25 protein-coding genes and 3 pseudogenes are annotated in these 24,563 nt (G+C 61.6%); 18 read left to right on the forward strand and 10 right to left on the reverse strand.

What is annotated here, in order from left to right; all coding sequences use genetic code 11:
- A pseudogene (locus NKJ81_RS25805) lies at window positions 1-896 on the forward strand (IS1380 family transposase); the annotation flags it as partial.
- 694 nt (window positions 897-1,590) lie between these two features.
- Here NKJ81_RS25805 and NKJ81_RS25810 read toward each other — a convergent pair.
- Window positions 1,591-1,851, reverse strand: coding sequence for a helix-turn-helix domain-containing protein (locus NKJ81_RS25810; RefSeq protein ID WP_352496595.1), 261 nt, complete (start codon window positions 1,849-1,851; stop codon window positions 1,591-1,593).
- Window positions 1,852-2,266: 415 nt separating this feature from the next.
- Entirely contained in the window at window positions 2,267-4,090 is a 1,824-nt protein-coding gene (gene glmS / locus NKJ81_RS25815; RefSeq protein WP_352503068.1) for a glutamine--fructose-6-phosphate transaminase (isomerizing), read from the reverse strand.
- Between the two features lie 320 nt (window positions 4,091-4,410).
- Between glmS and NKJ81_RS25820 the strand changes: the two genes are divergently transcribed.
- On the forward strand, window positions 4,411-4,830 hold the full coding sequence (locus NKJ81_RS25820) for a hypothetical protein (RefSeq protein WP_352474704.1): 420 nt from the start codon (window positions 4,411-4,413) through the stop codon (window positions 4,828-4,830).
- 46 nt (window positions 4,831-4,876) lie between these two features.
- Here the strand turns inward: NKJ81_RS25820 and NKJ81_RS25825 are convergent, their stop codons facing one another.
- The 6 genes from NKJ81_RS25825 to panB form a co-directional block, all read right to left on the reverse strand.
- The gene (locus NKJ81_RS25825) at window positions 4,877-5,287 is read right to left on the reverse strand and encodes a DNA -binding domain-containing protein (protein WP_084643024.1); all 411 of its coding nucleotides are present in this window, start codon (window positions 5,285-5,287) and stop codon (window positions 4,877-4,879) included.
- 58 nt (window positions 5,288-5,345) lie between these two features.
- On the reverse strand, window positions 5,346-5,720 hold the full coding sequence (locus tag NKJ81_RS25830; RefSeq protein WP_352484151.1) for a transcriptional regulator domain-containing protein: 375 nt from the start codon (window positions 5,718-5,720) through the stop codon (window positions 5,346-5,348).
- Window positions 5,717-6,367 (reverse strand): acyl-homoserine-lactone synthase, encoded by a 651-nt coding sequence (locus NKJ81_RS25835; protein ID WP_352542119.1) that lies wholly within the window; start codon window positions 6,365-6,367, stop codon window positions 5,717-5,719. The genes NKJ81_RS25830 and NKJ81_RS25835 overlap by 4 nt, the downstream gene beginning before the upstream one ends.
- Window positions 6,368-6,461: 94 nt before the next feature.
- Entirely contained in the window at window positions 6,462-7,187 is a 726-nt protein-coding gene (locus NKJ81_RS25840; RefSeq protein ID WP_352474702.1) for a LuxR family transcriptional regulator, read from the reverse strand.
- Window positions 7,188-7,281: 94 nt separating this feature from the next.
- Window positions 7,282-8,142 (reverse strand): pantoate--beta-alanine ligase, encoded by an 861-nt coding sequence (panC, locus tag NKJ81_RS25845; protein ID WP_352542120.1) that lies wholly within the window; start codon window positions 8,140-8,142, stop codon window positions 7,282-7,284.
- The gene (panB, locus tag NKJ81_RS25850; RefSeq protein WP_352542121.1) at window positions 8,139-8,999 is read right to left on the reverse strand and encodes a 3-methyl-2-oxobutanoate hydroxymethyltransferase; all 861 of its coding nucleotides are present in this window, start codon (window positions 8,997-8,999) and stop codon (window positions 8,139-8,141) included. Before panB ends, panC begins: the two co-directional genes overlap by 4 nt.
- A gap of 173 nt (window positions 9,000-9,172) precedes the next feature.
- Between panB and NKJ81_RS25855 the strand changes: the two genes are divergently transcribed.
- The 11 genes and pseudogenes from NKJ81_RS25855 to NKJ81_RS32715 form a co-directional block, all read left to right on the forward strand.
- Entirely contained in the window at window positions 9,173-10,141 is a 969-nt protein-coding gene (locus tag NKJ81_RS25855; RefSeq protein ID WP_352542187.1) for an NUDIX hydrolase, read from the forward strand.
- 67 nt (window positions 10,142-10,208) lie between these two features.
- Window positions 10,209-11,183, forward strand: a complete 975-nt coding sequence (nadA, locus tag NKJ81_RS25860; RefSeq protein ID WP_352508058.1) for a quinolinate synthase NadA — start codon at window positions 10,209-10,211, stop codon at window positions 11,181-11,183.
- Window positions 11,180-12,721: an L-aspartate oxidase gene (locus NKJ81_RS25865; protein WP_352542122.1), complete on the forward strand. Its 1,542-nt coding sequence runs from the start codon at window positions 11,180-11,182 to the stop codon at window positions 12,719-12,721. The genes nadA and NKJ81_RS25865 overlap by 4 nt, the downstream gene beginning before the upstream one ends.
- The gene (gene nadC / locus NKJ81_RS25870) at window positions 12,721-13,575 is read left to right on the forward strand and encodes a carboxylating nicotinate-nucleotide diphosphorylase (protein ID WP_352542123.1); all 855 of its coding nucleotides are present in this window, start codon (window positions 12,721-12,723) and stop codon (window positions 13,573-13,575) included. Before NKJ81_RS25865 ends, nadC begins: the two co-directional genes overlap by 1 nt.
- Before the next feature lie 95 nt (window positions 13,576-13,670).
- Window positions 13,671-14,669, forward strand: coding sequence for a biotin synthase BioB (gene bioB, locus NKJ81_RS25875; protein ID WP_352542188.1), 999 nt, complete (start codon window positions 13,671-13,673; stop codon window positions 14,667-14,669).
- A complete protein-coding gene (locus NKJ81_RS25880) occupies window positions 14,666-15,805 on the forward strand; it encodes an 8-amino-7-oxononanoate synthase (protein ID WP_352542124.1) in 1,140 nt (379 codons plus the stop codon). Before bioB ends, NKJ81_RS25880 begins: the two co-directional genes overlap by 4 nt.
- Window positions 15,802-16,452, forward strand: a complete 651-nt coding sequence (gene bioD / locus NKJ81_RS25885) for a dethiobiotin synthase (protein ID WP_352542125.1) — start codon at window positions 15,802-15,804, stop codon at window positions 16,450-16,452. The genes NKJ81_RS25880 and bioD overlap by 4 nt, the downstream gene beginning before the upstream one ends.
- The gene (locus NKJ81_RS25890; RefSeq protein ID WP_352542126.1) at window positions 16,452-17,717 is read left to right on the forward strand and encodes an adenosylmethionine--8-amino-7-oxononanoate transaminase; all 1,266 of its coding nucleotides are present in this window, start codon (window positions 16,452-16,454) and stop codon (window positions 17,715-17,717) included. The genes bioD and NKJ81_RS25890 overlap by 1 nt, the downstream gene beginning before the upstream one ends.
- Window positions 17,714-18,697, forward strand: a complete 984-nt coding sequence (gene bioZ / locus NKJ81_RS25895; RefSeq protein WP_352542127.1) for a 3-oxopimeloyl-[acyl-carrier-protein] synthase BioZ — start codon at window positions 17,714-17,716, stop codon at window positions 18,695-18,697. The genes NKJ81_RS25890 and bioZ overlap by 4 nt, the downstream gene beginning before the upstream one ends.
- Window positions 18,698-18,789: 92 nt before the next feature.
- A complete protein-coding gene (locus NKJ81_RS25900) occupies window positions 18,790-19,032 on the forward strand; it encodes an aspartate 1-decarboxylase (protein WP_352496597.1) in 243 nt (80 codons plus the stop codon).
- 103 nt (window positions 19,033-19,135) lie between these two features.
- Window positions 19,136-19,300: pseudogene (locus NKJ81_RS32715) on the forward strand (NrtR DNA-binding winged helix domain-containing protein); the annotation flags it as partial.
- Window positions 19,301-20,026: 726 nt separating this feature from the next.
- Here the strand turns inward: NKJ81_RS32715 and NKJ81_RS25910 are convergent.
- The gene (locus NKJ81_RS25910) at window positions 20,027-20,686 is read right to left on the reverse strand and encodes a S46 family peptidase (RefSeq protein WP_352542128.1); all 660 of its coding nucleotides are present in this window, start codon (window positions 20,684-20,686) and stop codon (window positions 20,027-20,029) included.
- Window positions 20,687-20,720: 34 nt separating this feature from the next.
- On the reverse strand, window positions 20,721-20,996 hold the full coding sequence (locus NKJ81_RS25915) for a S46 family peptidase (protein ID WP_352542189.1): 276 nt from the start codon (window positions 20,994-20,996) through the stop codon (window positions 20,721-20,723).
- Between NKJ81_RS25915 and NKJ81_RS25920 the strand changes: the two genes are divergently transcribed.
- The 5 genes and pseudogenes from NKJ81_RS25920 to NKJ81_RS25940 all read left to right on the forward strand — a co-directional run bounded on the left by NKJ81_RS25920 (window position 20,906) and on the right by NKJ81_RS25940 (window position 24,118).
- On the forward strand, window positions 20,906-21,106 hold the full coding sequence (locus NKJ81_RS25920) for a hypothetical protein (protein WP_352542129.1): 201 nt from the start codon (window positions 20,906-20,908) through the stop codon (window positions 21,104-21,106). The two genes, NKJ81_RS25915 and NKJ81_RS25920, sit on opposite strands and share 91 nt — an antisense overlap.
- Window positions 21,107-21,342: 236 nt before the next feature.
- Window positions 21,343-21,639: a co-chaperone GroES gene (gene groES, locus NKJ81_RS25925; protein ID WP_352453535.1), complete on the forward strand. Its 297-nt coding sequence runs from the start codon at window positions 21,343-21,345 to the stop codon at window positions 21,637-21,639.
- A 62-nt stretch (window positions 21,640-21,701) separates the two neighbouring features.
- Entirely contained in the window at window positions 21,702-23,357 is a 1,656-nt protein-coding gene (gene groL, locus NKJ81_RS25930; RefSeq protein ID WP_352542130.1) for a chaperonin GroEL, read from the forward strand.
- 164 nt (window positions 23,358-23,521) lie between these two features.
- Window positions 23,522-23,818 (forward strand): annotated as a pseudogene (locus tag NKJ81_RS25935) (ABC transporter permease); the annotation flags it as partial.
- A gap of 6 nt (window positions 23,819-23,824) precedes the next feature.
- Window positions 23,825-24,118 (forward strand): ABC transporter permease family protein, encoded by a 294-nt coding sequence (locus tag NKJ81_RS25940; protein ID WP_352542131.1) that lies wholly within the window; start codon window positions 23,825-23,827, stop codon window positions 24,116-24,118.
- Window positions 24,119-24,563: the final 445 nt, after the last annotated feature.

The following is a 24,563-nucleotide window of genomic DNA, read 5'->3' on the forward strand; positions in this document are numbered from 1 at the left end:
GATCGTACTCGACATTGACGACACCTTCGACGCTGTGCACGGAGGCCAACAGCTTCGCCTGTTCAATGCCCACCATGACGAGTACGGCTTCCAGCCGATCGTCGTGTTCGATGGTGCGGGACGGTTCGTCAGCGCGATCCTGCGACCGGCCAAGCGGCCGAGTGGGCCTGAGATCCGCCCCCACCTGCGCCGTCTGGTGCGGGCGATCCGGATCAACTGGCCGAACATTCGAATCCTGCTCCGCGGCGATAGCCATTATTGCAACCCGCAGGTCATCGACTGGTGCCGCGCCAACGACGTCGACTTCATCTTTGGCCTCGCGCCCACCACGACCCTGCGCAAGCATGTCGCGGATCTGGAGGCCAGCACGACGGCGCGCTTCGAAGCGTCGGCCAAGACAGGCAAGGTCCGCAGGTTCAAGGAGTTCGTTGACGGCGCCGCTAGTTGGAGCCGCGTCGAGCGCATCATCGCGCGGGTCGAGGTCGGCGCCCAAGGTGGCGATATCCGCTTCGTCGTCACCAACCTTGCCGGTGGGAAGGCCAAGGCGCTCTACGAGGATGTCTACTGCCGGCGCGGCGCGGCCGAGAACCACATCAAGTCGTGGAAGACGCATCTTGCCGCCGACCGCACATCCTGCACCAGAGCGACGGCCAACCAGTTCCGGCTATTCCTGCATGCCGGTGCTTACTGGTTGATGTGGGGCTTGCGGGCCGCGATGCCGAGGCGCTCGAGCTTTGCCGTCGCCCAATTCGACACGCTGCGATTGCGCCTCATCAAAATCGCTGCGCGGGTGGTCGAGATGAAATCGCAAATCCGCCTGCACCTGCCGACATCGGTGCCCCGACCAGCGCATCCTGCGCATCGTCCTCGATCGCATCCCCCAACTCGCGACATAACGATGGGGGCAGACGCCCCGAAACGAACCCGTCGACCGCAACCTGCAAACCCTCGCCTGCCATCACGACGAAGCAATCCCGGCGCCTGACGAGGCGCGTGGAAAAGCACCGCAACGGCGACCACAATGTCGCTTCAGGCCGTCAAAAGCTTATCGCCGTGCATCAAGGCGGCTAGAAGCGCGCCGGCAGCCTGGCGGGGGGCTTGGGGTTAGACTGCCGGCGCACGCCACTCATGAAGAGCGGCCCCTTTTTGCGGTTCCGACACCCATAGTCAACCCGGCAGCGTCTGGATGCCCGCTGTGCTCTTTTCAGAGCGGCTCGCGATGCCGGCCATGTCGGCCGATCCTGCCTAGGATGGGGGGCCACTCTCGTCGGCCGAGTTGATGCTCCAGCCAGTATCGCCTTGCCGACCAGCATGGGTTCGCCGTTAGCAATCCATCCTCGCGAGCCAATGCTATCGTGCACGTGTCGCAGCACTCCGGGCGGCTATATCGCCTAAGACAGCATGACGAAGCGTTCCAACTTCCTGTTCGGCGAGCCCGTGTGCAGTTCCTGACTCGGACAGTGGACGAGAATTCTCTTGGCGGTACTGCGCCAGAAGGCATTCGCGTCCAACGGAATCAAGCGACGACTATCAGCCGCAAACGTCACATCACAAGAGCGGTCTTCCACCCATTGCAGATTATCCGACTGATCAGGCGGCGTCCGATATGTCCGACTCTGCCTCAAGAATTCCCACAGGTATGGACAGCGATCTCGCTATCCGATTCCGATAGCCCTTATTGTACTTTAGACCCCGCTCGATGTTTTGGATTTCCTGAGCGGCAAGCCCGCACGCGACCGCGAGGTCCTCGATTGAATACCCAAGGTGCTCACGATAAGCGCGGATGATGTGGGTCCCCTGCGACATAGCCGTCAAGACTGGCTCGGGAATGCGCGAATCCTTCATAAACATCTCCAAGAAGATGGGAGCGCCTGACAAATCGGGAGATTTCCTCCCCGACCCTGGCGCACACCCAGCAAATCAAAAAAATGGACGTCCATTCGGCCGGACCGGCCTCATCCATGGAATGGGCCACTTGAAATTGGCAGCCGGGTCGGAATATGGCGGCTCACCTGCTTCTGATCAAGTTCTAAGAACCTGCCCGCCATGAGATGGCCTGATCGGCTGTAGCGCATTCGACCTGCGATCCTACACGACTCATTCTCCCCGATGGCTTTCTTGAACAGCAACTCGAACTCTCACTGACGCCTCCAGTGGCTATTCGCGGCACCGTCCACCCAGCCTCGCGGACGCTGATACCTTCGACCAATTTCCACCGCCGATGCAGCGAAGATGGACAAGCATCGCCACCTATAAAGGTTCACAATCATTCGACCGTGACCGATTTTGCGAGATTGCGCGGCTGGTCTACATCTGTGCCCATGAAGAGCGCCGTGTGGTAGGCAAGAAGCTGTATCGGCAGCGAGAAGATCATCGGCGCGATAATCTCGTCGACAGCCGGCAGCACGAGCGTGTGCATGGTGTCGAGTTTCGATGCGGCTGCCCCTTTTTCATCGGTGATGAGGATAATCCGCCCTCCACGGGCAGCCACTTCCTGCATGTTGGAGACGGTCTTGTCGAAAAAGCGATCATGGGGCGCGATGACGATCACTGGCATGTTGTCGTCTATCAATGCGATCGGACCGTGCTTCAATTCACCCGCCGCATAGCCCTCGGCATGGATGTAGGAAATCTCCTTGAGCTTCAGCGCACCTTCCATCGCTAGCGGGAAACTGGTGCCACGGCCGAGATACAGGACGTCACGACACTTTGACAGTTCGCGCGACAGGAACTCGATCTCCGGCTGGATGCAGTTGAGTACCTGGCCCATGACGCGCGGCACTTCGGCGAGGCTCCTGACGAGCGCCTGCAGCTCGTCTTCGGTTACGGTCCCGCGGGCTCTGGCGGCGCCGATGGCGAGTGCGGCTAGAACGGCAAGCTGGCAGGTAAACGCCTTGGTGGAGGCGACGCCGATCTCCGGTCCGGCAAGGATCGGGAAGACCGCATCGGCCTCCCGAGCGATGGTCGATTCGCAGGCATTGACGATAGCGCCAATTTTCAGCCCACGCTCCTTGCAGTACCTCAACGATGCGAGCGTATCAGCGGTTTCGCCGGACTGCGAAATGAAAAGAGCCGCCGACTGCGGCGACAACGGGATCTCGCGGTAACGGAATTCGGACGCAACGTCGATTTCAACTGTCAGGCGCGCATAGCGCTCGAACCAGTATTTTCCGATCAGTCCGGCGAGATAGGCGGTCCCGCAGGCCGAGATCGCCAAGCTCGGGATCCTGGCGAAATCGATGCCAGAAACCGTGTCGGCGCGATTCTCTATGATGTTGCTATAGTGACGGAGAGCATGGGCGATGACTTCGGGCTGCTCGTAGATTTCCTTCTCCATGAAGTGGCGATGAGTGCCCTTGTTGGCCAGATCGGCCGCGGCCGTGGAGGTATGGCGCGGACGCTCGACGGGATGGCCGTCGAAATCGAAGATATGGGCGCCCGAATTGCCGACAACGGCCCAGTCGCCCTCGATGAGATAGGTAATTTCATTGGTGAAGGGAGCGAGCGCGATCGCGTCGGAGCCCAGGAACATCTCGCCGTCGCCGTGACCGATCGCCAGCGGTGGTCCGTTGCGCGCCGCCATGATGGTCGACGGATCATCTTCGAAGAGGACGGCAAGCGCATAGGCGCCCCTGACGCGTTTCAGCATGGCACGCATCGCCTCTTGCCGCCTCATGCCCTCCCGGCGGTGTCTTGCCAAGAGATGCGCGACGACCTCGGTGTCGGTATCGGTCTGGAACTCGGCGCCAGCCGCCGCCAATTCGTCCTTCAGCTCGGTGAAATTCTCGATGATCCCGTTATGGACGACGGCGACACCGTCGGTAAAGTGCGGGTGCGCATTGCGTTCCGTCGAGGCCCCATGGGTTGCCCAACGCGTGTGGCCGATGCCGATGTTGCCGCTCAGCGGCTCTTCCTTCAGTCTCCTCTCGAGATTGACGAGCTTGCCCTCGGCGCGCCGGCGGTGCAAGGCACCTTCGGTGATCGTCGCAACGCCGGCGGAATCATAGCCGCGATATTCCAAACGCTTCAATGCGTCGACCAACCGATCCGACACCGGCTGTTGCCCAACGATGCCAACAATCCCGCACATGTTCGTCTTCCATTCTTGCCGGCAGCTTCAGCCCACGCGAGACGGATACCCATCCGGCCGCTTTCATTGGGGATCTTGTAGTAGTATCCGGTAATATTGGTACAATTGATTGTAGGGATAACTATCATCCACCCCATGGATGAGCCCCTGATCTAAAAACTTCTCGTTGCGCCTGACGCCCTCATGACCGAGCGCAAGCCCACACCCCGCGGCACGAAGGACCAATCGGCCATGCGCGACCATCCCGGCTACGCACCTGACACGAAGCGCCGCCGCTCGTGATCACGCGGTGATCGGCATGATCACAAGCACTGTGACGCATGATCGGCATCATCATCATCGGCAGCGTCGGCGCCGTCGGCATGATTCACGTGTTCGTCACGTTGATCATAATCATCGTCGCCGCCGATCTAGTTTCTGATTGCCTGCCGCTGTTGACGCGGCTCTCGCCGGTAGAGTTTAGCCCGCGATGGCCTATCAATAGGCTGTTGGTCGGCATGGCCGAAACCGAGAGTCAGGCGGCGCAGGCCACAGAGCACGTTCAGCGACCGTTTCAGTCAGCGCCGGCTTTGTCGGGGTTCGTAACGTCATCAGGATTCTCGGGGCATGAATGCACTATCACGAAAACGTTGGTTCTCAGTGCTTCGTCCGTATTACTCAAAACCGATTCCCGCAGCGGAAGAACTAGGCGCGTGTCACGTCTTGTACAAGGCACAATAGCAGTGAGAAATGGAGATTGATGCCTGCGCGTTTTCGAATAAGACAATCACCAAGCTGTCACCCGAATTACATCAGGAACTGTCTATAGCCGCCGCCCATCAGGTAGCGGCCACGTTGGATGGCGCGACGCACCTGATCGCGAAGATGGCTACCGGGATGAGACCAATCTTCTTCGACACGGCGTCTCCCGAACAGGGCAATGGCGATCTCCTGATGAGATGCTCCCGCAAGCGAGCCATCCAAAGCCTGGAGCACGATACGCAGACGCGCTCCGCGGGGTTCCGGCGGAAAGCAAGCAGCTGCCAGGCGGCCGCAACCATTGATGTCGTTCAGGAACTGAAGGGCAGCGACATGGAACTTCAGGTGCTGCGGCTGCACGATCGCGTCGACATATAGCCGCAACGGGCGGAGAACGGATGCACCGGAAAGGGCGATCTGCAGACTCCGGCAGTCCTCCCTCAGCAGCACGTGCTGCACGCCGGCAGGTGTCAGCAGGATGTCCTTGCAGCATGAGAGCGAAGGGAGATCAAGCGGTTCAAAATCGTGGTCGAGCCCAACCGGCTCCGCGGCCGCTCGTAGAATACGGGCGCAGTCGCGCGGATCCCAAAAGACCCTTGCCGACGTAGCGTCCGACTGTGGCGCGTCCGCGAAAAAGGAGGCTCCATTGTCTTAGGAAAGATGATCCTGTCGTCAACTCGATTATCTTCATGTCGGCCTGGGCTCCGACAATGCAGGCGGACGGTGCCATTTTGGCGTGGTCGCGCTGAAATTGTGGATTGCGCCGAAGAAACTCCCAGGCCCAGGCAGTGCGTGGCAATCGTCTGGCGTAGTGGTAAGCTTCGTGACGACGCCAGTCCGGCCAGCATACAAGACCGACCGTCGCTTCCTTGGGCAGACCAGCATCCTTCACGGCTCAGGTGTCCACAATGCCGACGGGCCTAGAACCGGTTGCCACAGTACCGGTCCGCTCAGACGTCCCCTGCTGCGGATGCGCAAAAGGCTCGCGCGGGAAATCTCGAGAAACCCGGCCACCGCCTCCGTTTTGCCGACGGACTTGGGTTGTCCGATGCGCGACAATGGCCACGTCGCGAGGCGAAGGATCCGTTCCATGCGCGTGTCCGTCACCGTTACTATCCGGGTCAGATCCTTGGCCAAGCCGAACTCGATCATGCCCGCGAAGAGCTCGTAGGTTGCCTGGGCCAGTCCGCCCGCTGCCTTGGGCGCCGACGGAGGAAGATCGAGCGCGAAACGACTGCTCTCCCATATGTCGGAGGTCGAGGGCACGACGTCAGCACCCAGCAGCACCGGGAACGTGTCGCGCAACATTGTGGGTCCGGTGCTGGGCAAAAGACGCACGCAACCGCGAATTCGCCAGTCGGATCCCTTGAGGAGCAGATAGACAGGCTTCAGATCATCAAACGGGTCTGTTTCCATCTGGTCTTCGGTATCAACTTCCCAATCGAGCCTTTCCTTGAACACCCGAAACCTCAGCCCGTGCATCTCTTTGAGCTCGCTTGCGAACTCGTCGTAAAGGTCTGGTGTTATCAGCTGCATCATGGTCGCCTCCGTGCGGGAATGTGTTCCCGCCATCGAAGGGCAAAGCCGGCAGCGATGCAGCCTGTAGAGGTTTACAGCTATCGTGGCCGACGAATCAGGATCTCGCCTGGCCGGAGGCAGCCAGTCGTGCAACGGCCTGGTTGATCGTTCGAACGCCAAGCTTTGCCTTGGCGTTTTCCAGATGAAAGGTCACGGTGCGCTTTGAGACGCCGAGAAGCTGGCTGATAACCCAAGCCGACTTGCCGCGCGCCGCCCATTTCAGGCACTCGAACTCCCGCGGGGTGAGCGTTACACCATCCACCACGCGATCGTCGGCGAGCCTGCGCCGGACATGGATATGAAAGTTGATGGCCACCAGCTGCAATGCTTTTTCGTAACGTGTCAGTGACCGCAACAGAGGCGGGCGGGACTCGTCGGAAGCAAAGGTCAGGGCAGCAAACCGGCCGCGATGATCATGCATGGATATCGTCAGGCCGCCGCGGATGCCAAACTCAGCCGCACTCTCCAGAATTTGTTGCTGCGAATTCGGCAGACAGTGCCGAGCGCGATCCACACCCCAATCGAAGGTATCCCAGCCTTGCAGCCCGCGCAGGATGACCGGATCAAGACTGTGGTACCGCTGTTGCAGATAACGTGATGTCCAGGATGAAGGATAGTTTGAGATCAATTGCGGGGCGTCGCCGGGGGCCGACGGGTAAGTGAAATAGGCGAATAGCGGAAAATCGAAGCCGGCTGCAGCGGATGCCATTGCCTCACGGAGATCGGCAGCATCAACACTTGCAGACAGTTGCTCGACGAAGTTCTCAAACACGCGATGCATTTGCGCTTTGCGTAACCTCCGTGATCGCTCGATGCCAGGCAGAGACCTTGTTTTAAACGATCCCGGACGGATACAGCGCGTGCCGAGAACCCCGTTAATCTGTTGAAACCCGTGATATTCTGACGTTGTCTATGAGCCGTGTGCCGCCGAGCCAGGCCGCGACAAGCAAGCGTGCAGGTCGGTCAAGGCTTGTCATGGGTCGCAGATCTGCCTCGTCGCGAAGTTCCAGGTATTCGATCTCGCGATAGCCTGCAGCCAGAATTGCTGCGCGCGCTTCGGCAAGCGTTGGCAGGACGGGCGAGCCGCGGGCAAGCCGCTCAGCCGTCTCGAGCAAGACCGATGGTAGCTTGTGGGCAACAGCACGCTCTGCTGGCGAGAGCCGGACATTGCGCGATGATAGTGCAAGACCGTCGGCTTCGCGGACTGTCGGACAAGGAACAATGGTGATTGGAATATCCAGGTCCCGGGCCATACGCCTGACTAGCTGAAGCTGCTGAAAGTCCTTTTCGCCAAAGAAGCCGAAGTCAGCGCTGGTCTGCAGGAAGAGCTTGGCGACGACGGTCGCCACGCCATCGAAATGTCCCGGCCGGAAGGCACCGCACAGGCCCTCGCTGACACCGGACACCGAAACGGTCGTGGCGAAGGCCGCCGGATACATCTCCTCTGCGTCCGGCGCATAAAGCAGGTGCGCGCCAAGCGGTGCCAGCTTGGCGGCATCCTCGTCCTCGGTGCTCGGATACGCGGCGAGATCGGCCTGGCTGTTGAATTGCTTCGGGTTGACGAAGAGCGTCACGATCACCCGGTCGGCCTTCACGAGTGCCGCGCGCACCAGGCTGAGATGGCCCTCATGGAGGACGCCCATCGTTGGCACGACGGCAATCCTCACGCCCTCGCGGCGCCATGCGGCGACGATTTGGCGAAGCTGGGCAACGCTCCTGACAATCGGCACGCTCACGCTGCTTCTCCGCTCTTGGTGGCGTCCCCGTCGGCGGGCTTGGGCGCATCGGCAAACACGTGCTCGGCGGCCGGAAACTGGCGCTCCTTCACTTCCCGCGCATAGGCCGCGATCGCAGCCGCAGCAGCCTCCCCCAGTTCAGCATAGCGCTTGACGAATTTGGGCCGGAAGTCGCCGAAGAGGCCCAGCATGTCGTCGACGACGAGAATCTGGCCGTCACAGGCGGCCGAGGCACCGATGCCAATGGTCGGGGTCGCCACCTCCCCGGTGATCCGGCGGGCGAGCGCCTCGGGAACCTTCTCCAGCACGACCGCAAAGGCGCCCGCTTCGCTCACCGCAAGCGCGTCGCGCCTGATGCGCTCGGCATCCCCGCCTCTGCCCTGCACGCGGTAGCCACCGATGGTGTTGATCGACTGCGGCGTCAAGCCGACATGGGCCATGACCGGCACGCCGCGCGCGGCGAGGAAGCGGATCGTCTCTGCCATCGTTTCGCCGCCTTCGAGCTTGACGGCCGCGCAGCCGGTCTCGGCCACGACGCGCGCGGCATTGCGGAAAGCCTGCTCGGGGCTTTCCTCGAAGGAACCGAACGGCAGGTCGACGACCATCAGCGCCTGCTCGAGGCCACGGCGCACGGCCTGGCCGTGAATGATCATCATCTCCAGCGTCACACCGAGCGTCGAGGGCAGGCCGTGGAGAACCATGCCGACGCTGTCGCCGACCAGCACCACATCGCAATGGGGATCGACAAGCCGGGCGACTGGCGTCGTGTAGGCGGTAAGGCAGACGAGCGGCGTCCCACCTTTGCGCGAACGAATATCCGGCGGTGTGATCGCCTTGGTGTCACCAAACGCACTCAATGGACCCTCCTTCCCCTACGTTACCAACCGCGGGTGTCGCGTTTGCCACATTTTTGTGCAAGTGCGAAGAGCTAAAAATGGTCGTGCAGCTGTGCGGTGTTGACGTGCGGACAGGCGCGCTTACACTTAAATCGATTCAGGCGCCCCCGAGCTGGCCAACCACTTTGGCGAACATGGACGAGCAGGCAAAAGGACCCAGGAAAGACAGAGCCGCCGTCAAGGCCGACGAAGTCAAAGTGGACCTGATCGCCTTTGTCGTCGCCGTAAACGACAGTGAACCCTGTGTCCTCACCATCGGCCAGGCGGACACCCTGCCCTCCGGACCATTTGCGCTTGAGCACCGATCGCTGCAATCCGGTTTGAGGGGGTGGGTCGAGCAGCAGACCGGCCATCCGCTGGGGTATATTGAGCAACTCTACACCTTCGCGGATCGGGATCGCATCGGCGCCGAGCGCCAGCAGCGCGTCATCTCCATCAGCTATCTCGCATTGACCCGCAAGGAACAGGCAGCTGGCTCGCCCAAGTGCGGCTGGCAGAGCTGGTATGAATATTTTCCATGGGAGGACCACCGCTCCGGCACGCCTCCGGTCGTGCTGGACGTTCTGCGACCGCGCCTGATTGAATGGGCAGACGGCGTCAGCGACGCGGCCACGCGACGTGAACGCTGGCAGCGGGCGACGATAGCCTTCGGCTTCGACGACCGCCTTTGGAACGAGGAACTCACGCTTCAACGCTATGAGTTAGTCTACGAAGCAGGCCTGGTCCAAGAGGCCGGAAGCGGACGGGACGCGACGCTGCCTCCGCTGGTGCCCAGCAAGTCTATGGTCGCCGATCATCGCCGCATCGCGGCGACCGGCATTGCGCGGCTGCGCTCCAAGATCAAATACCGGCCGGTCGTCTTTGAGCTGATGCCGCCGGTCTTCACGCTTTTGCAGCTGCAGCGAACCGTGGAGGCGCTTGCCGGCAGGCTCGTGCGTAAGCCGAACTTTCGCCGGCTGATCGAGCAGCAGGAGCTGGTCGAAGAGACCGGAGAGGCAACCGCGGAGACCGGCGGCCGGCCAGCGAAGCTTTACCGGTTCCGCCACGCCGTTCTCGACGAGAGGGTCATCGCCGGGACAAAATTGCCGCTGGCGCGGGGTTGACATCGCTTATACTCACAGCAAGTATATGCTGGTTATTTTCACCTAGAGTATAAGCTGGGAGGGGTCGATGAGCGCCATGCTGCCTGCGACCGCGTTTCTCTACGAGCGCGTCCGACGAGTGATCCCGCCGATCGAATGGCCGGCTTTCGTCGAGGATATCGAGGCGATCCTTGCACTGAAGCGCGAGCGCAACGCCATCATCCTGGCGCACAACTATCAGACCCCCGAGATCTTCCATTGCGTGGCCGACATCGTCGGCGACAGCTTGGCACTGGCCCGCACGGCTGCGACGATCGAGGCGCAAGTCATCGTGCTGGCCGGCGTACATTTCATGGCCGAAACGGCCAAGCTGCTCAATCCGCAAAAGACGGTGCTCATTCCCGACCTGCGGGCAGGCTGTTCGTTGGCGGAATCGATCACGGCAGAAGACGTGCGCTTGATGCGCCAGCGTTATCCCGGCGTGCCGATCATCACTTATGTCAACACGTCGGCCGAAGTGAAAGCCGAGTCGGATATCTGCTGTACATCCGGCAACGCCAAGGCGGTCGTCCAATCCCTTGGCGTTCCCCAGGTGATCATGTTGCCGGACGAATATCTGGCCCAGAATATCGCCGCCCAGACCGATGTGCAGATCATCGCCTGGAAAGGGCATTGCGAGGTGCATGAGCGCTTTACACCGGCCGACATCCGCGAGTTGCGCGAAAGCCATCCCGGCGTAATCGTGCTCGCGCATCCCGAATGCCCGCCCGACGTCGTCGCTGAAGCAGATTTTTCCGGCTCGACCGCTGCCATGTCCGACTATGTCGAAAGGCAAAGGCCGGCACGTGTCGTGCTGATGACGGAATGTTCGATGAGCGACAACGTCGCGTTAGCGCACCCAGAGGTCGAGTTCATCCGGCCCTGCAATTTGTGCCCGCACATGAAGCGGATCACGCTTGCCAACATCCGCATGGCGCTCGAGCAGAACCACCATATCGTAACCATCGAACCCGGGATCGCCGGGCGCGCGCGGCTTGCGGTCGAACGGATGCTGGCAATTTGAGCGCCGATGTCCGCAGCTTCTTCGGGCGGCCCATCATCATCGGCGGCGGCATCGCCGGACTGATGACCGCGCTTCAACTGGCGCCGGAGCCGGTGCTGCTTCTGTCCAGGACGCTGCTGGGAGCTGACAATTCGAGCACGTGGGCACAGGGTGGTCTGGCTGCAAGTTTCGGCGAAGACGACGATCCGGAACTGCACCTGGCCGATACGCTTGCCGCCGGGGATGGTCTCTGCGACACAGACGTGGCGAGCCGCATCCTCCAAGCCGCGCCCAAGGCGATAGAGGGGCTTGCGGGCTTTGGGGTTCCCTTCGACCGTACGCCGCAAGGATCACTGTGCCTCGGATTGGAGGCCGCACACAGCCGACGTCGCATCGTTCATGCGCATGGTGACGGCACCGGGCGTGAGATCATGCGTGCCCTGATCGCGGCTGTGCGTTCCACTCCGTCGATTGTTGTCGTGGAGGGCGCGGAAGCGCGCCGGCTGGCGGTGCGAGAGAATGCGATCCGAGGCGTCTGGGCGAGCGGTTCGATAGGACCTGTCTTCTTCGGCTCACGGCGGGTCGTCCTCGCCACCGGTGGGATCGGGGGACTGTTTCTCGACACCACGAATCCTTCGGGCAGTTGTGGACAGGGCCTGGCGCTTGCGGCCCGCGCTGGAGCTGTCCTTGCCGACCTCGAGTTCATCCAGTTCCACCCGACCGCGCTTGACGGCCCGGAACGCCCTATGGTGCTGCTCAGCGAGGCCGTCCGCGGCGAAGGTGCTGCCCTGATCGACGAAACCGGCCAAGCTTTTCTCCAGAGCGTGCCAGGGGCGGAACTCGCGCCTCGTGATGTCTTGGCGCGCGCCGTCTGGAACCATCTTGCCAACGGCCACCGTGTTTTTCTCGACGCGCGGCAACGGCCTGGCCCGGAATTTGCTCGACACTTCCCGACAATCGCATCAGCCTGTCGTGGAGCCGGCATCAATCCCGCGCGCGATCTCATCCCCATTCGTCCGGCCCAACACTACCACATGGGTGGCGTTGCCGTGGACGGCTCCGGTAGGACCTCCGTCAAGGGGCTGTGGGCCTGCGGCGAAGTCGCTTCGACAGGACTGCATGGCGCCAACAGGCTCGCCAGCAATTCCTTGACCGAGGCCGTCGTGTGCGCGCGCTGGGTCGCTGAAAGTGTCGCCGGAACGCCTGCTCGCAGAACAAAGCCTGCGTTTGCGGACGTTTACCCATCGCCCGCGCCGGCACCCGTGCGTGTTTTCCTGTCGCGCGCACTCGGCATCGTCCGGGATGGTGAAGGTTTGAAAGCAGCCGCACGTGCCTTATTGCCGCTCGCCGAAAGCAAGGACGCGGCCTCGGATCCGGCGGCTGTCGGGCTAATGATCGCGGTTGCCGCCCTGTTGCGCCAAGAAAGCCGCGGCGCTCATTACCGGACAGACTTTCCTCATCATGCGACTGTCGCCCGACGGTCCGAAATCACCCTCGAAGCCGCCTTGGCCGCTGCGCGGGAACTCGGACACTCGCCAAGCCTCGAAAGGGCAAAGTGATGACGCTCTCACCGCTTCCCACGATCATGCTTGAGCCGCTTGTAAGGGCAGCTCTTCTTGAAGACCTTGGCAGAGCCGGCGACTTGACCACGGAGGCCATCGTCCCGAAGGAACACCAAGCGGGAACCGTGCTGGCGGCGCGCCAGTCCGGAGTTGTCGCCGGCCTCGATCTGGCGATGCTCGCTTTCCGCTTGATTGATCCTGATGTCGAAATTTCGGTGGAGCGGGCAGACGGCTGCAATGTCATGGATGGAGAGGTCATTGCATCAGTGGTTGGCCCTGCCCGGGCCATTCTCACAGCCGAACGGACGGCACTCAATTTTTTGTGCCATCTGAGCGGCATCGCTACAGCAACGGCATCGATCGTCGCTGCGGTTCGTGGATATGGCGCGAAGATCGTCTGCACGCGCAAGACGACGCCCGGATTGCGGGCAGTCGAAAAATACGCCGTGCGCGCAGGTGGCGGATCCAATCACCGCTTCGGCCTCGACGACGCAATTCTGATCAAGGACAACCACATCGCCATCGCAGGCGGCGTTCGCCCGGCGCTCGAGCGAGCACGAAGACGGGCCGGTCATCTCGTCAAGATCGAAGTCGAGGTCGATACGCTGGCCCAGTTGGAGGAGGTACTTGGCTTCGCTCCCGATGCGGTTCTGCTCGACAACATGTCCCTCGCCGATCTTCGCCGCGCCGTCGCAATCGTTGGCGGCCGTGCTATCACCGAGGCTTCTGGCGGGATCGCATCCGATACAGCGCGAGCGATTGCCGCGACCGGCGTTGATCTGATTTCAGTCGGCCGACTGACCCACAGCGCGCCGATCCTGGATATCGGCCTCGACTATTGGGGCTCATGATTGCCTGAGGAACGGACAGGATCGAATCAATTGTCCTTTCCGATCGTCATCAATCAGACAGCAAAGCAAGGCAGAACCGGAGGAACAGCATGGACATGCAAACAGCCAGTCCAACGCAGACATCGCCACAGGCTCAATCCCCTGACCCTGGAGCGTGGACCCTGGAGAAGGCTCGGGCACTTCACGATGCCCCCTTCAACAATCTCCTCTTCCTCGCGCAAACCGTGCACCGCCAGAATTTCGATCCCAACAAGGTCCAGCTCAGCCGGCTTCTCAGCATCAAGACAGGCGGATGTCCGGAGGATTGTGGCTATTGCAGCCAGTCGGCGCAGCACGAAACCGGCCTGAAGGCGTCGAAGCTGATGGAGGTCCGGCGCGTCATCGCCGAGGCGAAGAAAGCGCGTGACGCCCGCGCCACCCGCTATTGCATGGGCGCGGCCTGGCGAAACCCCAAAGCGCGCGACATGGATGCGGTGGTGGCCATGGTCGAAGGCGTCAAGGCGCTCGGTATGGAGACCTGCATGACGCTCGGCATGCTCGATCTTGAGCAAGCCTCTCGTCTGAAACAGGCGGGCCTCGACTACTACAACCACAACATCGATACGTCGGAACGCTACTATAGCGAGATCATCAGCACGCGGAGCTTTGCCGAGCGGCTCGAGACGCTCGAGCACGTTCGCCAATCCGGCATCAAGGTCTGCTGCGGCGGCATTGTCGGCATGGGCGAGGAGCCGGTGGACCGGATCGGCATGCTGGTGACGCTGGCCAACCTGCCGGAACATCCGCAAAGCGTTCCGATCAACATGCTGATCCCGATCGCCGGCACCCCGCTTGCCGACGCCAAGCCCATCGAGCCGATCGAATTCGTGCGCGTGATCGCGCTGGCGCGCATCATGATGCCGAAATCGCATATCCGTCTTTCCGCCGGCCGCACCGCCATGACCGACGAGATGCAGGCGCTGTGCTTTTTTGCCGGCGCCAACTCGATCTTCGTCGGCGACACGCTGCTGACGGCGGACAATCCCGGTGAGGACAAGGATACCCTGCTGTTCCGGCGCCTTGGCATCGAGCCGATGGAACTCGAGGCGCAATGAACGGGGCACCGCTTGCCCGCTATGAGGCGACCTTGCAGGGACTGGCGCGCAAGGACCGGCTGCGGACGCTGAAGCCGCGCGCCGGGCGCGACTTCTCGTCGAACGACTATCTCGGGCTTGCCGCCTCCAAAAGACTTGGCGAAGCGGTTGCGGCGGCGATTGCGCGGGGCACGTCGGTTGGCGCCACCGGGTCGCGGCTGTTGCGCGGCAATGCACCGGAACACGAGCAGCTCGAGGCAGACGCGGCGGCATTCTTTGGAGCCGACCGCGCGCTGTTCTTCGGCAGCGGCTACATCGCCAACTTCGCTTTGCTGACTGCGCTGCCGCAGAAGGGCGACCTTTTGGTCCTCGATGAGCTCGCCCATGCCAGCATGCATGAGGGGGCACAGGCCGGACGTGCCGAGTTCAAGCTGGCCGCGCACAACGACGTCGATGCTGTCGAGGACGCGATCAAGCGTTGGCGCGCCGAAGGCGGCATGGGATGCGTCTGGATTGCGGTGGAAAGCCTATACAGCATGGATGGCGACTGCGCGCCTTTGGAGAGCCTGGCCGCGCTTGCCGATCGGCACAACGCATTCATCGTCATTGACGAGGCGCACGCGACCGGCGTCTGGGGACCGGACGGCCGGGGGCTGGCCGCCGCTTTCGAGGGCCGCGACAACATCGTCGCGCTCCACACCTGCGGCAAGGCGCTCGGCGCTTCTGGTGGGCTCGTGACCGGGCCGAGGACACTGTGCGAGTATCTGATCAACCGTTGCCGGCCATTCATCTACGCCACCGCGCCCTCGCCGCTGATGGCGGTCGCGGCGCGCGAAGCGCTCGCAATGCTCGCCGACGAGCCTATGCGGCGTTTTCAGCTGCATGAACGCGTCGCCCTCGCAGGCCGCCAATTGGTCGATCGCTGCGGCGTGATACCAAGTGGCTCTCAGATCCAGCCCTTGGTGATCGGCGATGTCAGGCGCACCATGGCAGTGGCGGCGCGCCTGCAGGCCCGCGGCTTCGACATACGCGGCATTCGTCCGCCGACCGTGCCCGAGGGCACGTCGCGGCTGCGCATCTCACTGACGCTCAATATCGGCGAAGCCGACATTTCCGCCATGGTCGAGGCGCTCGTCGAGGTGTTGGCTCAGACATGACCGGAGGCGACACGACCAAGCGCATCGTCATCACCGGAACAGACACCGGAATTGGCAAGACGGTGTTTTCGGCCGGGCTTGCCGGCCTGCTTGACGGTTTCTACTGGAAGCCGGTGCAATCGGGCCTCGACGGCGAGACCGACAGCGAGGCAGTTGCACGGCTTGCCGGGCTTCCGTCGGGGCGCGTGCTGCCGGAAGCCTACCGCTTGAAGAGCCCGCTTTCGCCGCATCGTTCGGCCGAAATCGACGACGTTTCGATCGAGGCTGCCGATCTTTCGTTTCCGGTTCTGCCGACACCGCTCGTCATCGAAGGCGCCGGCGGGCTGATGGTGCCGCTGAACCGCCGGACAAGGTTCATCGACATATTCGAGCAATGGCAGTTGCCGGTCATTCTGTGCGCCCGCACCGCGCTCGGAACAATCAATCACACCCTGCTGTCGATCGAAGCCCTGCGGGCGCGCGCTATCCCGCTGGCTGGCATCGCCTTCATCGGCGATGAGATGACCGATACGCAACGGACGATCGTGGAATTCGGCGACGTGCCGCAACTCGGCAGGCTGCCGCACCTCGATCCGCTGACGGACAAAACGCTGAGACAAGCGATGATTGCCGGCTTCGACCTCGCTTTGATTGCCGGAGGCGAATGATGACGCAATCCCGTGTGTGGCATCCCTTCACCCAGCACGCGCTCGAGCTGGCGATCCCTGAAATCGTCCTGACTGAAGGCGCGTACCTCCACAAAGCCAATGGCGTGCGCATTCTGGACGCCATTTCCTCCTGGTGGGTCGTCACGCATGGCCACCGCCATCCCCGCATTATAAAGGCAATCGAGACGACCGCCTCGAGCCTCGACCAGATCATCTTCGCAGGTTTCACGCACGAGCCTGCCGAATGCTTGGCCGAGGCGCTCATCGCCCTCGCTCCTCCCGGCCTCGACCGGGTGTTCTATTCCGACAGCGGCTCGACCTGCGTCGAAGTCGCGTTGAAGATGGCGCTCGGTTATTTCCGCAACATCGGCGCGCCCCGCTCGCGCATCGTCGTCATGGAGCACAGCTATCACGGCGACACGATCGGCACGATGAGCGTCGGTGCGCGTGGCGTGTTCAACGCCGCCTACGAACCCTTGCTGTTCGAGGTCGACACCATTCCCTTCCCGGCCGCCGGCCTCGAGCAGGAAACGCTGGATAGATTCCAGGCAGTCTCCCGCGACCGGCGCGCCGCCGCGCTGATCGTCGAACCGCTCGTGCTTGGCGCCGGCGGCATGCTGATGTATCCGGCCTCGGTTCTGACCGGATTGAAGAAGATTGCCGAAGCCTCCGGCACGCTGCTGATTGCCGACGAGGTGATGACCGGCTGGGGCCGCACCGGGAGCATGTTCGCCTGCGAGCAGGCATCGATTTCTCCAGATATCCTGTGCACCTCCAAAGGCTTGACCGGCGGCGTGATCCCGCTGGCGGCCACGCTTGCCACCGATGCGATCTTCCAGGCTCATTATTCAGCGGATCGCAAGAAGACGTTTTTCCACTCGAGTTCCTACACGGCCAATCCGATTGCCTGCGCGGCAGCACTCGCCAATGTCGAGATCTGGCGTGACGAGCCGGTGGCCGAGCGGATCGCGGCCTTGAGCGAGAGACAGGCCGCCGGGTTTCGACGCTTTCGCGACAATGCCAACTTCACCGACAGCCGCGCGATCGGCACGATCCTGGCTCTCGACCTGCGCGCCGGCTCTGCCGGCTATCTGGCCGAGATCGGACCTAAGCTGCGGGCCTTTTTCCTCGAGCTCGGCCTGCTTGTGCGCCCGCTCGGCAATGTCCTTTATCTCCTGCCGCCCTATTGCGTCACCGGCGACGAGCTCGATCGGCTCCATGACGCGATCGAGGAGGCCGGCGAACGCTTCGGCTCAAAGCCATGAGCAGGTTGTCGCGCCTTCTCGGGTTTGGCCATCATGCGCCTGGCCGAAAGGTGGCGAATGCCGAAATTGAGAACAATCTTGGCCTCGAACCGGGCTGGATCGAGCGGCGTACTGGAATCCGGTCGCGCTTCTGGGCAACGGACGAAGACACGCTGTCTGGTCTTGCTGCGCAGGCCGGCGCCATGGCGCTGGCCAGCGCCGGCATTGCGCGCCACGACATCGGTCTGCTGTTGCTTGCCACCTCGACGCCCGACCATCTTCTGCCGCCCAGTGCACCCCTGGTCGCACACAAGCTCGGCCTTGGCCGCGCAGGCGCGGTCGATCTGACCGGTGCCTGCGCCGGCTTCATCTATGCGCTGATGTTTGCGGACGGATTTACCCGCCTGCACGGCAAAGCGAGCCTTGTTATCGCGGCCAATATCCTCAGCCGCCGCATCAATCCCTCTGAGCGCGCCAGCGCCGTGCTGTTTGCCGATGCCGCCGGCGCCGTCGTGATCGGTCCGTGCGAGGATACTGGTCGGGGGATTCTCGGTGCCTCCGTGGATTCGGACGGCTCGCGATACGGCCTGATCCAGATTCCCGCAGGAGGAAGCAACATCCCGTTCCACGGTGACCTCGACCTCGCGCAAACCCGAATGACGATGACCGACGGCCGCGAAGTGTTCGCAAAGGCCGTCGAGATGATGACCGATTGCTCGATAAGCGCGCTAGCCGCTGCCGGAGTGCGACCACAGGATGTCGACCGGTTCGTGCCGCATCAGGCCAATGCTCGCATTTTCGATGCTGTCGGGAGTAACCTCGGCATAGCGGATCAAGCAATTGTCAAGACGATTGCCGAATACGGCAACTCTTCGGCCGCGACGATCCCGCTCTCACTGTCGCTCGCCAATCAAGCGGAGCCGTTTCGGCCGGGCAAGAAAATACTCCTGGCGGCGGCAGGTGCGGGACTCAGCGGCGGGGCGCTCGTCGTCGGGATTTAGCCCAGCGAAGCTGCTCAATATCAGGACTGACTTTGTGAGATGAATAGGACAACGGGACCAATGCGAAAATAGTCGCCGGCAAGCTGCACGGCATCCACGTCACCGAGCAAAGCTCAACTACCACGGTTCGATACTGCTCGACCCTGACCACGCGAAGAACCCGGGATCCTGCCAATGGATTCGTGGAGACATGGAGCAAGACTTCCGGCGCACGAATCTCGACCTATGTCATCCTCGGCGAGCGCGGCTCTCGATGCTGCATCCTCAACGGCGCGGCCGCCCGGAACCTGCCAGCCCACTCCATCCATCTGGACGAAGCGCACATTCCTGTCTGAAGCCGCGGATCGTTACGTTCGTCATCAACAATGTCGTCGGCTTCTCGCCGATGGCAATGCGCTGACGCGGACGGCGTTGACGATTACATCGGCAGGGGCGCTTCAGCAGAACTTTCGCCGGTTGATGGAGCAGCAGGAACTGGTGGAGGAGACCGGCGAAAGTGCTTTTGATACCGGCGGTCGGCCGGCGAAGCTTTATCGCTTCCGCCACCATGTCCTCGACGAAACGGCGGTCGCCCGGACAAAATTGCCGCTGGCGCGGGCTTGACATCCTTTATACTCAACGTAGAAATATACCCTTATAATCAATTCGATTATAACGAGAAATTCATTCGCACCGTCCGAACCCACGGTCTCGCTCGGGAAGCCCGTATGAGTGGATCGAAGTGATCTTGGAAATGAAACGCCAGAGGACGGGCTTTCAACCTTTGTCGTGAAGGAGGTGCCGCGCGAGTGGGCCAATGCCTTGCGGCAACGGTGAAGGATGTATACCGCCAGTAAACGCATGCGTCAAAGTCGCTACCGAATGTACAGTTCGTCTAAATGTGGGATACGTTCGATTTGCAAGTAACACTTGGAGAAGTGTCGCATAAAGGAAACGTTTAATTACATAAAGCAGGCAAGCTAAACTTTAAACTTGCACAAATTAGCGTAGGGCGCCCTGTTCCATGGCGCCTTTTTTAAGGATTATCATTAGACTCTCTCCCGGGGGAACTGTGGGTGAAGAAACAACGCATCGTCCTGCTGGCAGCTGTTTTGGCGTCTGCCTTTGGCTTTTTTTTGCTGATCCTGATCCTGCAGATGGTCAGTTTTTTGGTTGACTAGGCACGCGCAAGCGGGATGGATCGCGCAGAGACACGCGGAAGTTTTTTTCGCCAGCGAAACCCCGACGACCTGATGGGGAGTCGCGCCAGCAGGGTGGGAGCCACGTCCAGTGCCACCGACCATGCGAGATGCCGATTGTTGGCGCGTCTGTCAGTTCGCGCGGCCATATTCATTCTGGTGCCGATCTGTTGCCTTTTCTGCTTTTCCCATGCGTTTTACGCCGAGCCAATTTGTGAAGCGGGCGGTCAATGGATCTGCGCCTCGCGATTGCCTGCCGTTGCCTTTTGATCTGGGCGGCATAATCCGAGAGCGAACGCTGCAACCGCGGTTCGAATTGCGCGAAGTTGAACCGGACTTCATCCGCCGTCAGGAACTGGTGGGTTGCGCCGGGAAAGCCGGCGACCATCACAAGGTCGCCTTCCTTGACGCCTGCACAGGCTATGGGTAGCCAACTCTTCGGCCGGTAAGGCACATTGTCGCGCGCATATGGCCGGGAGGAACCATCAGGAGCGACATAGGCGCGATAAAAGCCGAAGTCGCCTGTGCGGCGCGGCCACATCCAATTGTACGTTTCGCCGCCGAAGTTGCCGATGCCGAGCGCGGGCGCATAGACAAGGCGCACGTCCTCGATTTCGAGCTTCTGCTGGAGATAGTAGGAGGCGCCGCCATAATAGGCCCCTACGTCGCACCGGCGATTGGGCTGTCCTTCACATGCGGCGATCAGGGCCTTGCGGTTCGTGGCGAGCCGCTCATATCGGGCAAACCCATTCAGCTTGTCCGAGACGCCCTTGAGTATTTCGGCGGTCACATCCCGCATGTCCTCGATCACATGGATTCGGCTGCCTGGCGCCGCGGGCAATTCTTCACCCAGGGCTCTTCGCCAGAAAGCCGTCTGTGAGATAGTCCTGGCCTTCTTTGCTGTGGTATTGGATGGATTCGAACACGCAGTGATGATTGGTTGCGACCAGCCCTTGTGGACTGACGAAGGAGGCGGAGCATCCGCCCAGTGATACGATCGCGTTGAGCGGGTCAGCGTCCAGACGGCCGCATGGCCGCGCCCACTTCCGCAGTCTGGCCCGGCATCCACATACCTTCGTCCGCCGAGGTAGCCGTGACCGTCCAGAGCAAGGCGATGGCAGTTGCTTTGGCCAAACATTTCAAATTCGAGTTCATGCTGATGGCGTTCACCTCTCATATTTGTCGCGCGCAACGTTTGCGGATCATCCGCTGCACGAATCGTGCCAAATGAATAAAGCCTTCAGTTACAAATGGTGAGCCGCCCCATCCATGTCCGATCTCCGACGTCTTTCACGTAAAGGGCTCGGTGCTTCCATGCTCGTTTGCTCTTCGCCCGTCCCTCTTCCGTCTTGACTAGCAGGAGCCTACGGCCTATCTCACTGCCGCGTTAGCACTCGCTTCTGGTGAGTGCTAACCACGCTCCGGCAACGGAGAACCGTTCAACATCCGCACCAGGGAAATCCAAAAATGGCAAAGTCGAATTTCCGGCCGCTGCATGACCGCGTGGTCGTTCGCCGCGTCGAGTCCGAAGCGAAGACCGCCGGCGGGATCATCATCCCCGATACGGCTAAGGAAAAGCCGCAGGAAGGCGAGATCATCGCCATCGGTTCCGGCGCCCGTGACGAGGTCGGCAAGCTCGTCCCGCTGGACGTCAAGGCCGGCGACCGCATCCTGTTCGGCAAGTGGTCGGGCACCGAAGTCAAGCTCAATGGCGAAGACCTTCTGATCATGAAGGAAGCGGACATCATGGGCGTCATCGGCTGAATATCGGCCTCACCCTCATTTAAATCTTCGGGCTCAATCCAAGCCCCTGCCAGGAGCTAAAAATGGCTGCCAAAGACGTAAAATTCTCCCGCGACGCTCGCGAGCGCATGCTGCGCGGCGTCAACATCCTCGCCGACGCGGTGAAGGTCACGCTCGGCCCAAAGGGCCGCAACGTCGTCATCGACAAGTCGTTCGGCGCACCGCGCATCACCAAGGACGGCGTCACCGTCGCCAAGGAAATCGAGCTTGAAGACAAGTTCGAGAACATGGGCGCGCAGATGGTTCGCGAAGTTGCTTCGAAGACCAACGACATCGCCGGCGACGGCACCACGACCGCGACCGTTCTGGCACAGTCGATCGTCCAGGAAGGCCACAAGGCGGTTGCCGCCGGCATGAACCCGATGGACCTCAAGCGCGGCATCGACCTCGCCGTCGCCGACGTCGTCGCAACGCTGATCAAGAACGCCAAGAAGATCAAGACCTCGGAAGAGGTTGCCCAGGTCGGCACTATCGCCGGCAATGGCGACGTTTCGGTCGGCTCGATGATCGCGGAAGCGATGCAGAAGGTCGGCAATGAGGGCGTCATCACGGTCGAGGAAGCCAAGACCGCCGAGACCGAGCTCGAAGTCGTCGAAGGCATGCAGTTCGACCGCGGCTATCTCTCGCCCTACTTCGTCACCAACGCCGAAAAGATGGTTGCGGATCTGGAAGACGCCTACATTCTTCTCCACGAGAAGAAGCTCTCCAACCTGCAGGCCATGCTGCCGATCCTCGAGGCTGTCGTGCAGACCTCGAAGCCGCTGGTCATCATCTCGGAAGATGTCGAAGGCGAGGCCCTGGCCACGCTGGTCGTCAACAAGCTGCGTGGCGGCCTGAAAATCGCCGCCGTCAAGGCGCCGGGCTTTGGTGATCGCCGCAAGGCCATGCTGGAAGACATCGCCATCCTCACCGGTGGCCAGGTCATTTCCGAAGACCTCGGCATCAAGCTCGAGAATGTCGGCCTGAACATGCTCGGCCGCGCCAAGAAGGTGTCGATCTCCAAGGAGAACACCACCATCGTCGACGGCGCCGGCAAGAAGGAAGAAATCCAGGGCCGCGTCGCCCAGATCAAGCAGCAGATCGAGGAGACCACCTCGGACTACGACAAGGAGAAGCTGCAGGAACGTCTCGCCAAGCTGGCGGGCGGCGTTGCCGTCATCCGCGTCGGCGGTGCGACCGAAGTGGAAGTCAAGGAAAAGAAGGACCGCGTCGATGACGCCCTCAACGCGACCCGCGCGGCCGTCGAAGAAGGCATCGTTCCCGGCGGCGGCGTCGCACTGCTGCGCGCTTCGCTGAGCATCAAGGCAACCGGCGCCAACTCCGACCAGACCGCGGGCATCAGCATCGTGCGTCGCGCGCTGCAGGCTCCGGCCCGTCAGATCGCGGCCAACGCCGGTGCGGAAGCATCGATCGTTGCCGGCAAGATCCTTGAGAACAAGGGGGCAACCTTCGGCTACAACGCCCAGACCGGCGAATATGGCGACATGATCGCCATGGGTATCGTCGATCCGGTCAAGGTTGTGCGCACGGCCCTGCAGGACGCGGCCTCGGTCGCCGGCCTGCTGGTCACCACCGAAGCCATGATCGCGGAGGCTCCGAAGAAGGAGTCGGTTGGCGGCGGCATGCCGGCTGGTATGCCCGGCGGTGGCATGGGCGGCATGGGCGGTATGGATTTCTAATCCAGCCCCCTATCAACCTACAGCGGAAAGGGCGGCAGCAATGCCGCCCTTTTTTGTGTGCCGAGCATGATCGACAGCTTTAGACGTGCAAGTCCTCTACCCAGCCTGATGGCGGCGAAGCGCAACGGCGTCGTCGTGAGACGGGGTCTGGCCGTGTCCTTTCGTTCAGCCGCTGGTCGAAACTCACGATGATCGTGCTGCCTTCCGCCGTGCCGTCGATCTTTACAGGGCTGCGAGAAGGCCTTGCTAACGGCTGGCAGACCCTGGTTGCGGTAGAACTCATCGCATCATTCGAAGGGCTCCGATACCTGATGGCCTATGGTCGTCAGCTCTTTCAATTGGAACTCGTCTTTTCGGCCATGATCGTGGTCGGCCTGACCGAATTGGCGATCCACGGCCTGCTCACGCTTGCCGAAAACTATCTGCAACGCTGGCGTCCGGAGACCCCACGATCAGCCTGATCACGATTGCAGGTCGGGATAGGCTGTCGCGGCGCTTCCATCGCACCGCTGGCCTTCCGCTTCATCGGCCGACATCTGCGGCCGCTTGCGGTGCTGATGGCGCTGCTCGCGATTTGGGAGTTGCTCGCCCATGCCGGCGCTGCTGACCCACGTTTTCTACCGCGGCTGGAAAAGGTGGCGGCCCGCGGCATGGCAGAGTTCAGCCGAGGTGGCCTCGGCTCCAATATTCTGGTGAGCCTGGAACGTGACCTGATCGGTTTCGTGTGTGGCAGTGTGGCGGAATCGCGCTTGGTCTGGTGATCGGATTTTCTCGCCTCATCGAACGCCTGAGAGGCTCGTGGTCGCGGTTGTGTTACCGCTATTACGTGACTTGATCACGTTGACGATGCCAGCACCTTCATTGGCCACTTTCTGGACCATGTACGTCACATCAGGCTCCCCCGCCCGATCGACACGAGCCGGCTCTGTAACCAAGCCGCCGTCATATGGCGGTTCCACGACGACACTGGCGGCAGTCGTCTTCTCAGCGGCCACAGGTGGACGTTTCACCATGACGCCAACGAATCCGATGGTGGCAAGGACAGGCAGACCAAGCACCGCGTAGAAGCCGTACTCCGCTGGAGTGCGCCTCGGAAGTGGAGCGACAACGGCCTGATTTGTCTTGCCGTGCCGACATTGTCAGCACGCTTTTCGAAGCCTCTGAATTCCTTAGTGTCCATCCCAGCTCGACTTCCGACCATCCCCA

The sequence above is a fragment of the Mesorhizobium sp. M0018 genome (assembly GCF_040323955.1).
In the GTDB taxonomy this organism is placed as follows: domain Bacteria; phylum Pseudomonadota; class Alphaproteobacteria; order Rhizobiales; family Rhizobiaceae; genus Mesorhizobium.

What these genes read in the sequence shown, in the direction of transcription:
- NKJ81_RS25810 (WP_352496595.1), bottom strand. Translation starts at nt 1,851, where the DNA reads ATGTTTATGAAGGATTCGCGCATTCCCGAGCCAGTCTTGACGGCTATG.
- glmS (WP_352503068.1), bottom strand. Translation starts at nt 4,090, where the DNA reads ATGTGCGGGATTGTTGGCATCGTTGGGCAACAGCCGGTGTCGGATCGG.
- NKJ81_RS25820 (WP_352474704.1), top strand. Translation starts at nt 4,411, where the DNA reads ATGATCGGCATCATCATCATCGGCAGCGTCGGCGCCGTCGGCATGATT.
- NKJ81_RS25835 (WP_352542119.1), bottom strand. Translation starts at nt 6,367, where the DNA reads ATGATGCAGCTGATAACACCAGACCTTTACGACGAGTTCGCAAGCGAG.
- NKJ81_RS25840 (WP_352474702.1), bottom strand. Translation starts at nt 7,187, where the DNA reads ATGCATCGCGTGTTTGAGAACTTCGTCGAGCAACTGTCTGCAAGTGTT.
- NKJ81_RS25855 (WP_352542187.1), top strand. Translation starts at nt 9,173, where the DNA reads ATGGACGAGCAGGCAAAAGGACCCAGGAAAGACAGAGCCGCCGTCAAG.
- nadA (WP_352508058.1), top strand. Translation starts at nt 10,209, where the DNA reads ATGAGCGCCATGCTGCCTGCGACCGCGTTTCTCTACGAGCGCGTCCGA.
- nadC (WP_352542123.1), top strand. Translation starts at nt 12,721, where the DNA reads ATGACGCTCTCACCGCTTCCCACGATCATGCTTGAGCCGCTTGTAAGG.
- bioB (WP_352542188.1), top strand. Translation starts at nt 13,671, where the DNA reads ATGCAAACAGCCAGTCCAACGCAGACATCGCCACAGGCTCAATCCCCT.
- NKJ81_RS25880 (WP_352542124.1), top strand. Translation starts at nt 14,666, where the DNA reads ATGAACGGGGCACCGCTTGCCCGCTATGAGGCGACCTTGCAGGGACTG.
- bioD (WP_352542125.1), top strand. Translation starts at nt 15,802, where the DNA reads ATGACCGGAGGCGACACGACCAAGCGCATCGTCATCACCGGAACAGAC.
- NKJ81_RS25890 (WP_352542126.1), top strand. Translation starts at nt 16,452, where the DNA reads ATGACGCAATCCCGTGTGTGGCATCCCTTCACCCAGCACGCGCTCGAG.
- bioZ (WP_352542127.1), top strand. Translation starts at nt 17,714, where the DNA reads ATGAGCAGGTTGTCGCGCCTTCTCGGGTTTGGCCATCATGCGCCTGGC.
- NKJ81_RS25920 (WP_352542129.1), top strand. Translation starts at nt 20,906, where the DNA reads ATGGCCGCGCCCACTTCCGCAGTCTGGCCCGGCATCCACATACCTTCG.
- groES (WP_352453535.1), top strand. Translation starts at nt 21,343, where the DNA reads ATGGCAAAGTCGAATTTCCGGCCGCTGCATGACCGCGTGGTCGTTCGC.
- groL (WP_352542130.1), top strand. Translation starts at nt 21,702, where the DNA reads ATGGCTGCCAAAGACGTAAAATTCTCCCGCGACGCTCGCGAGCGCATG.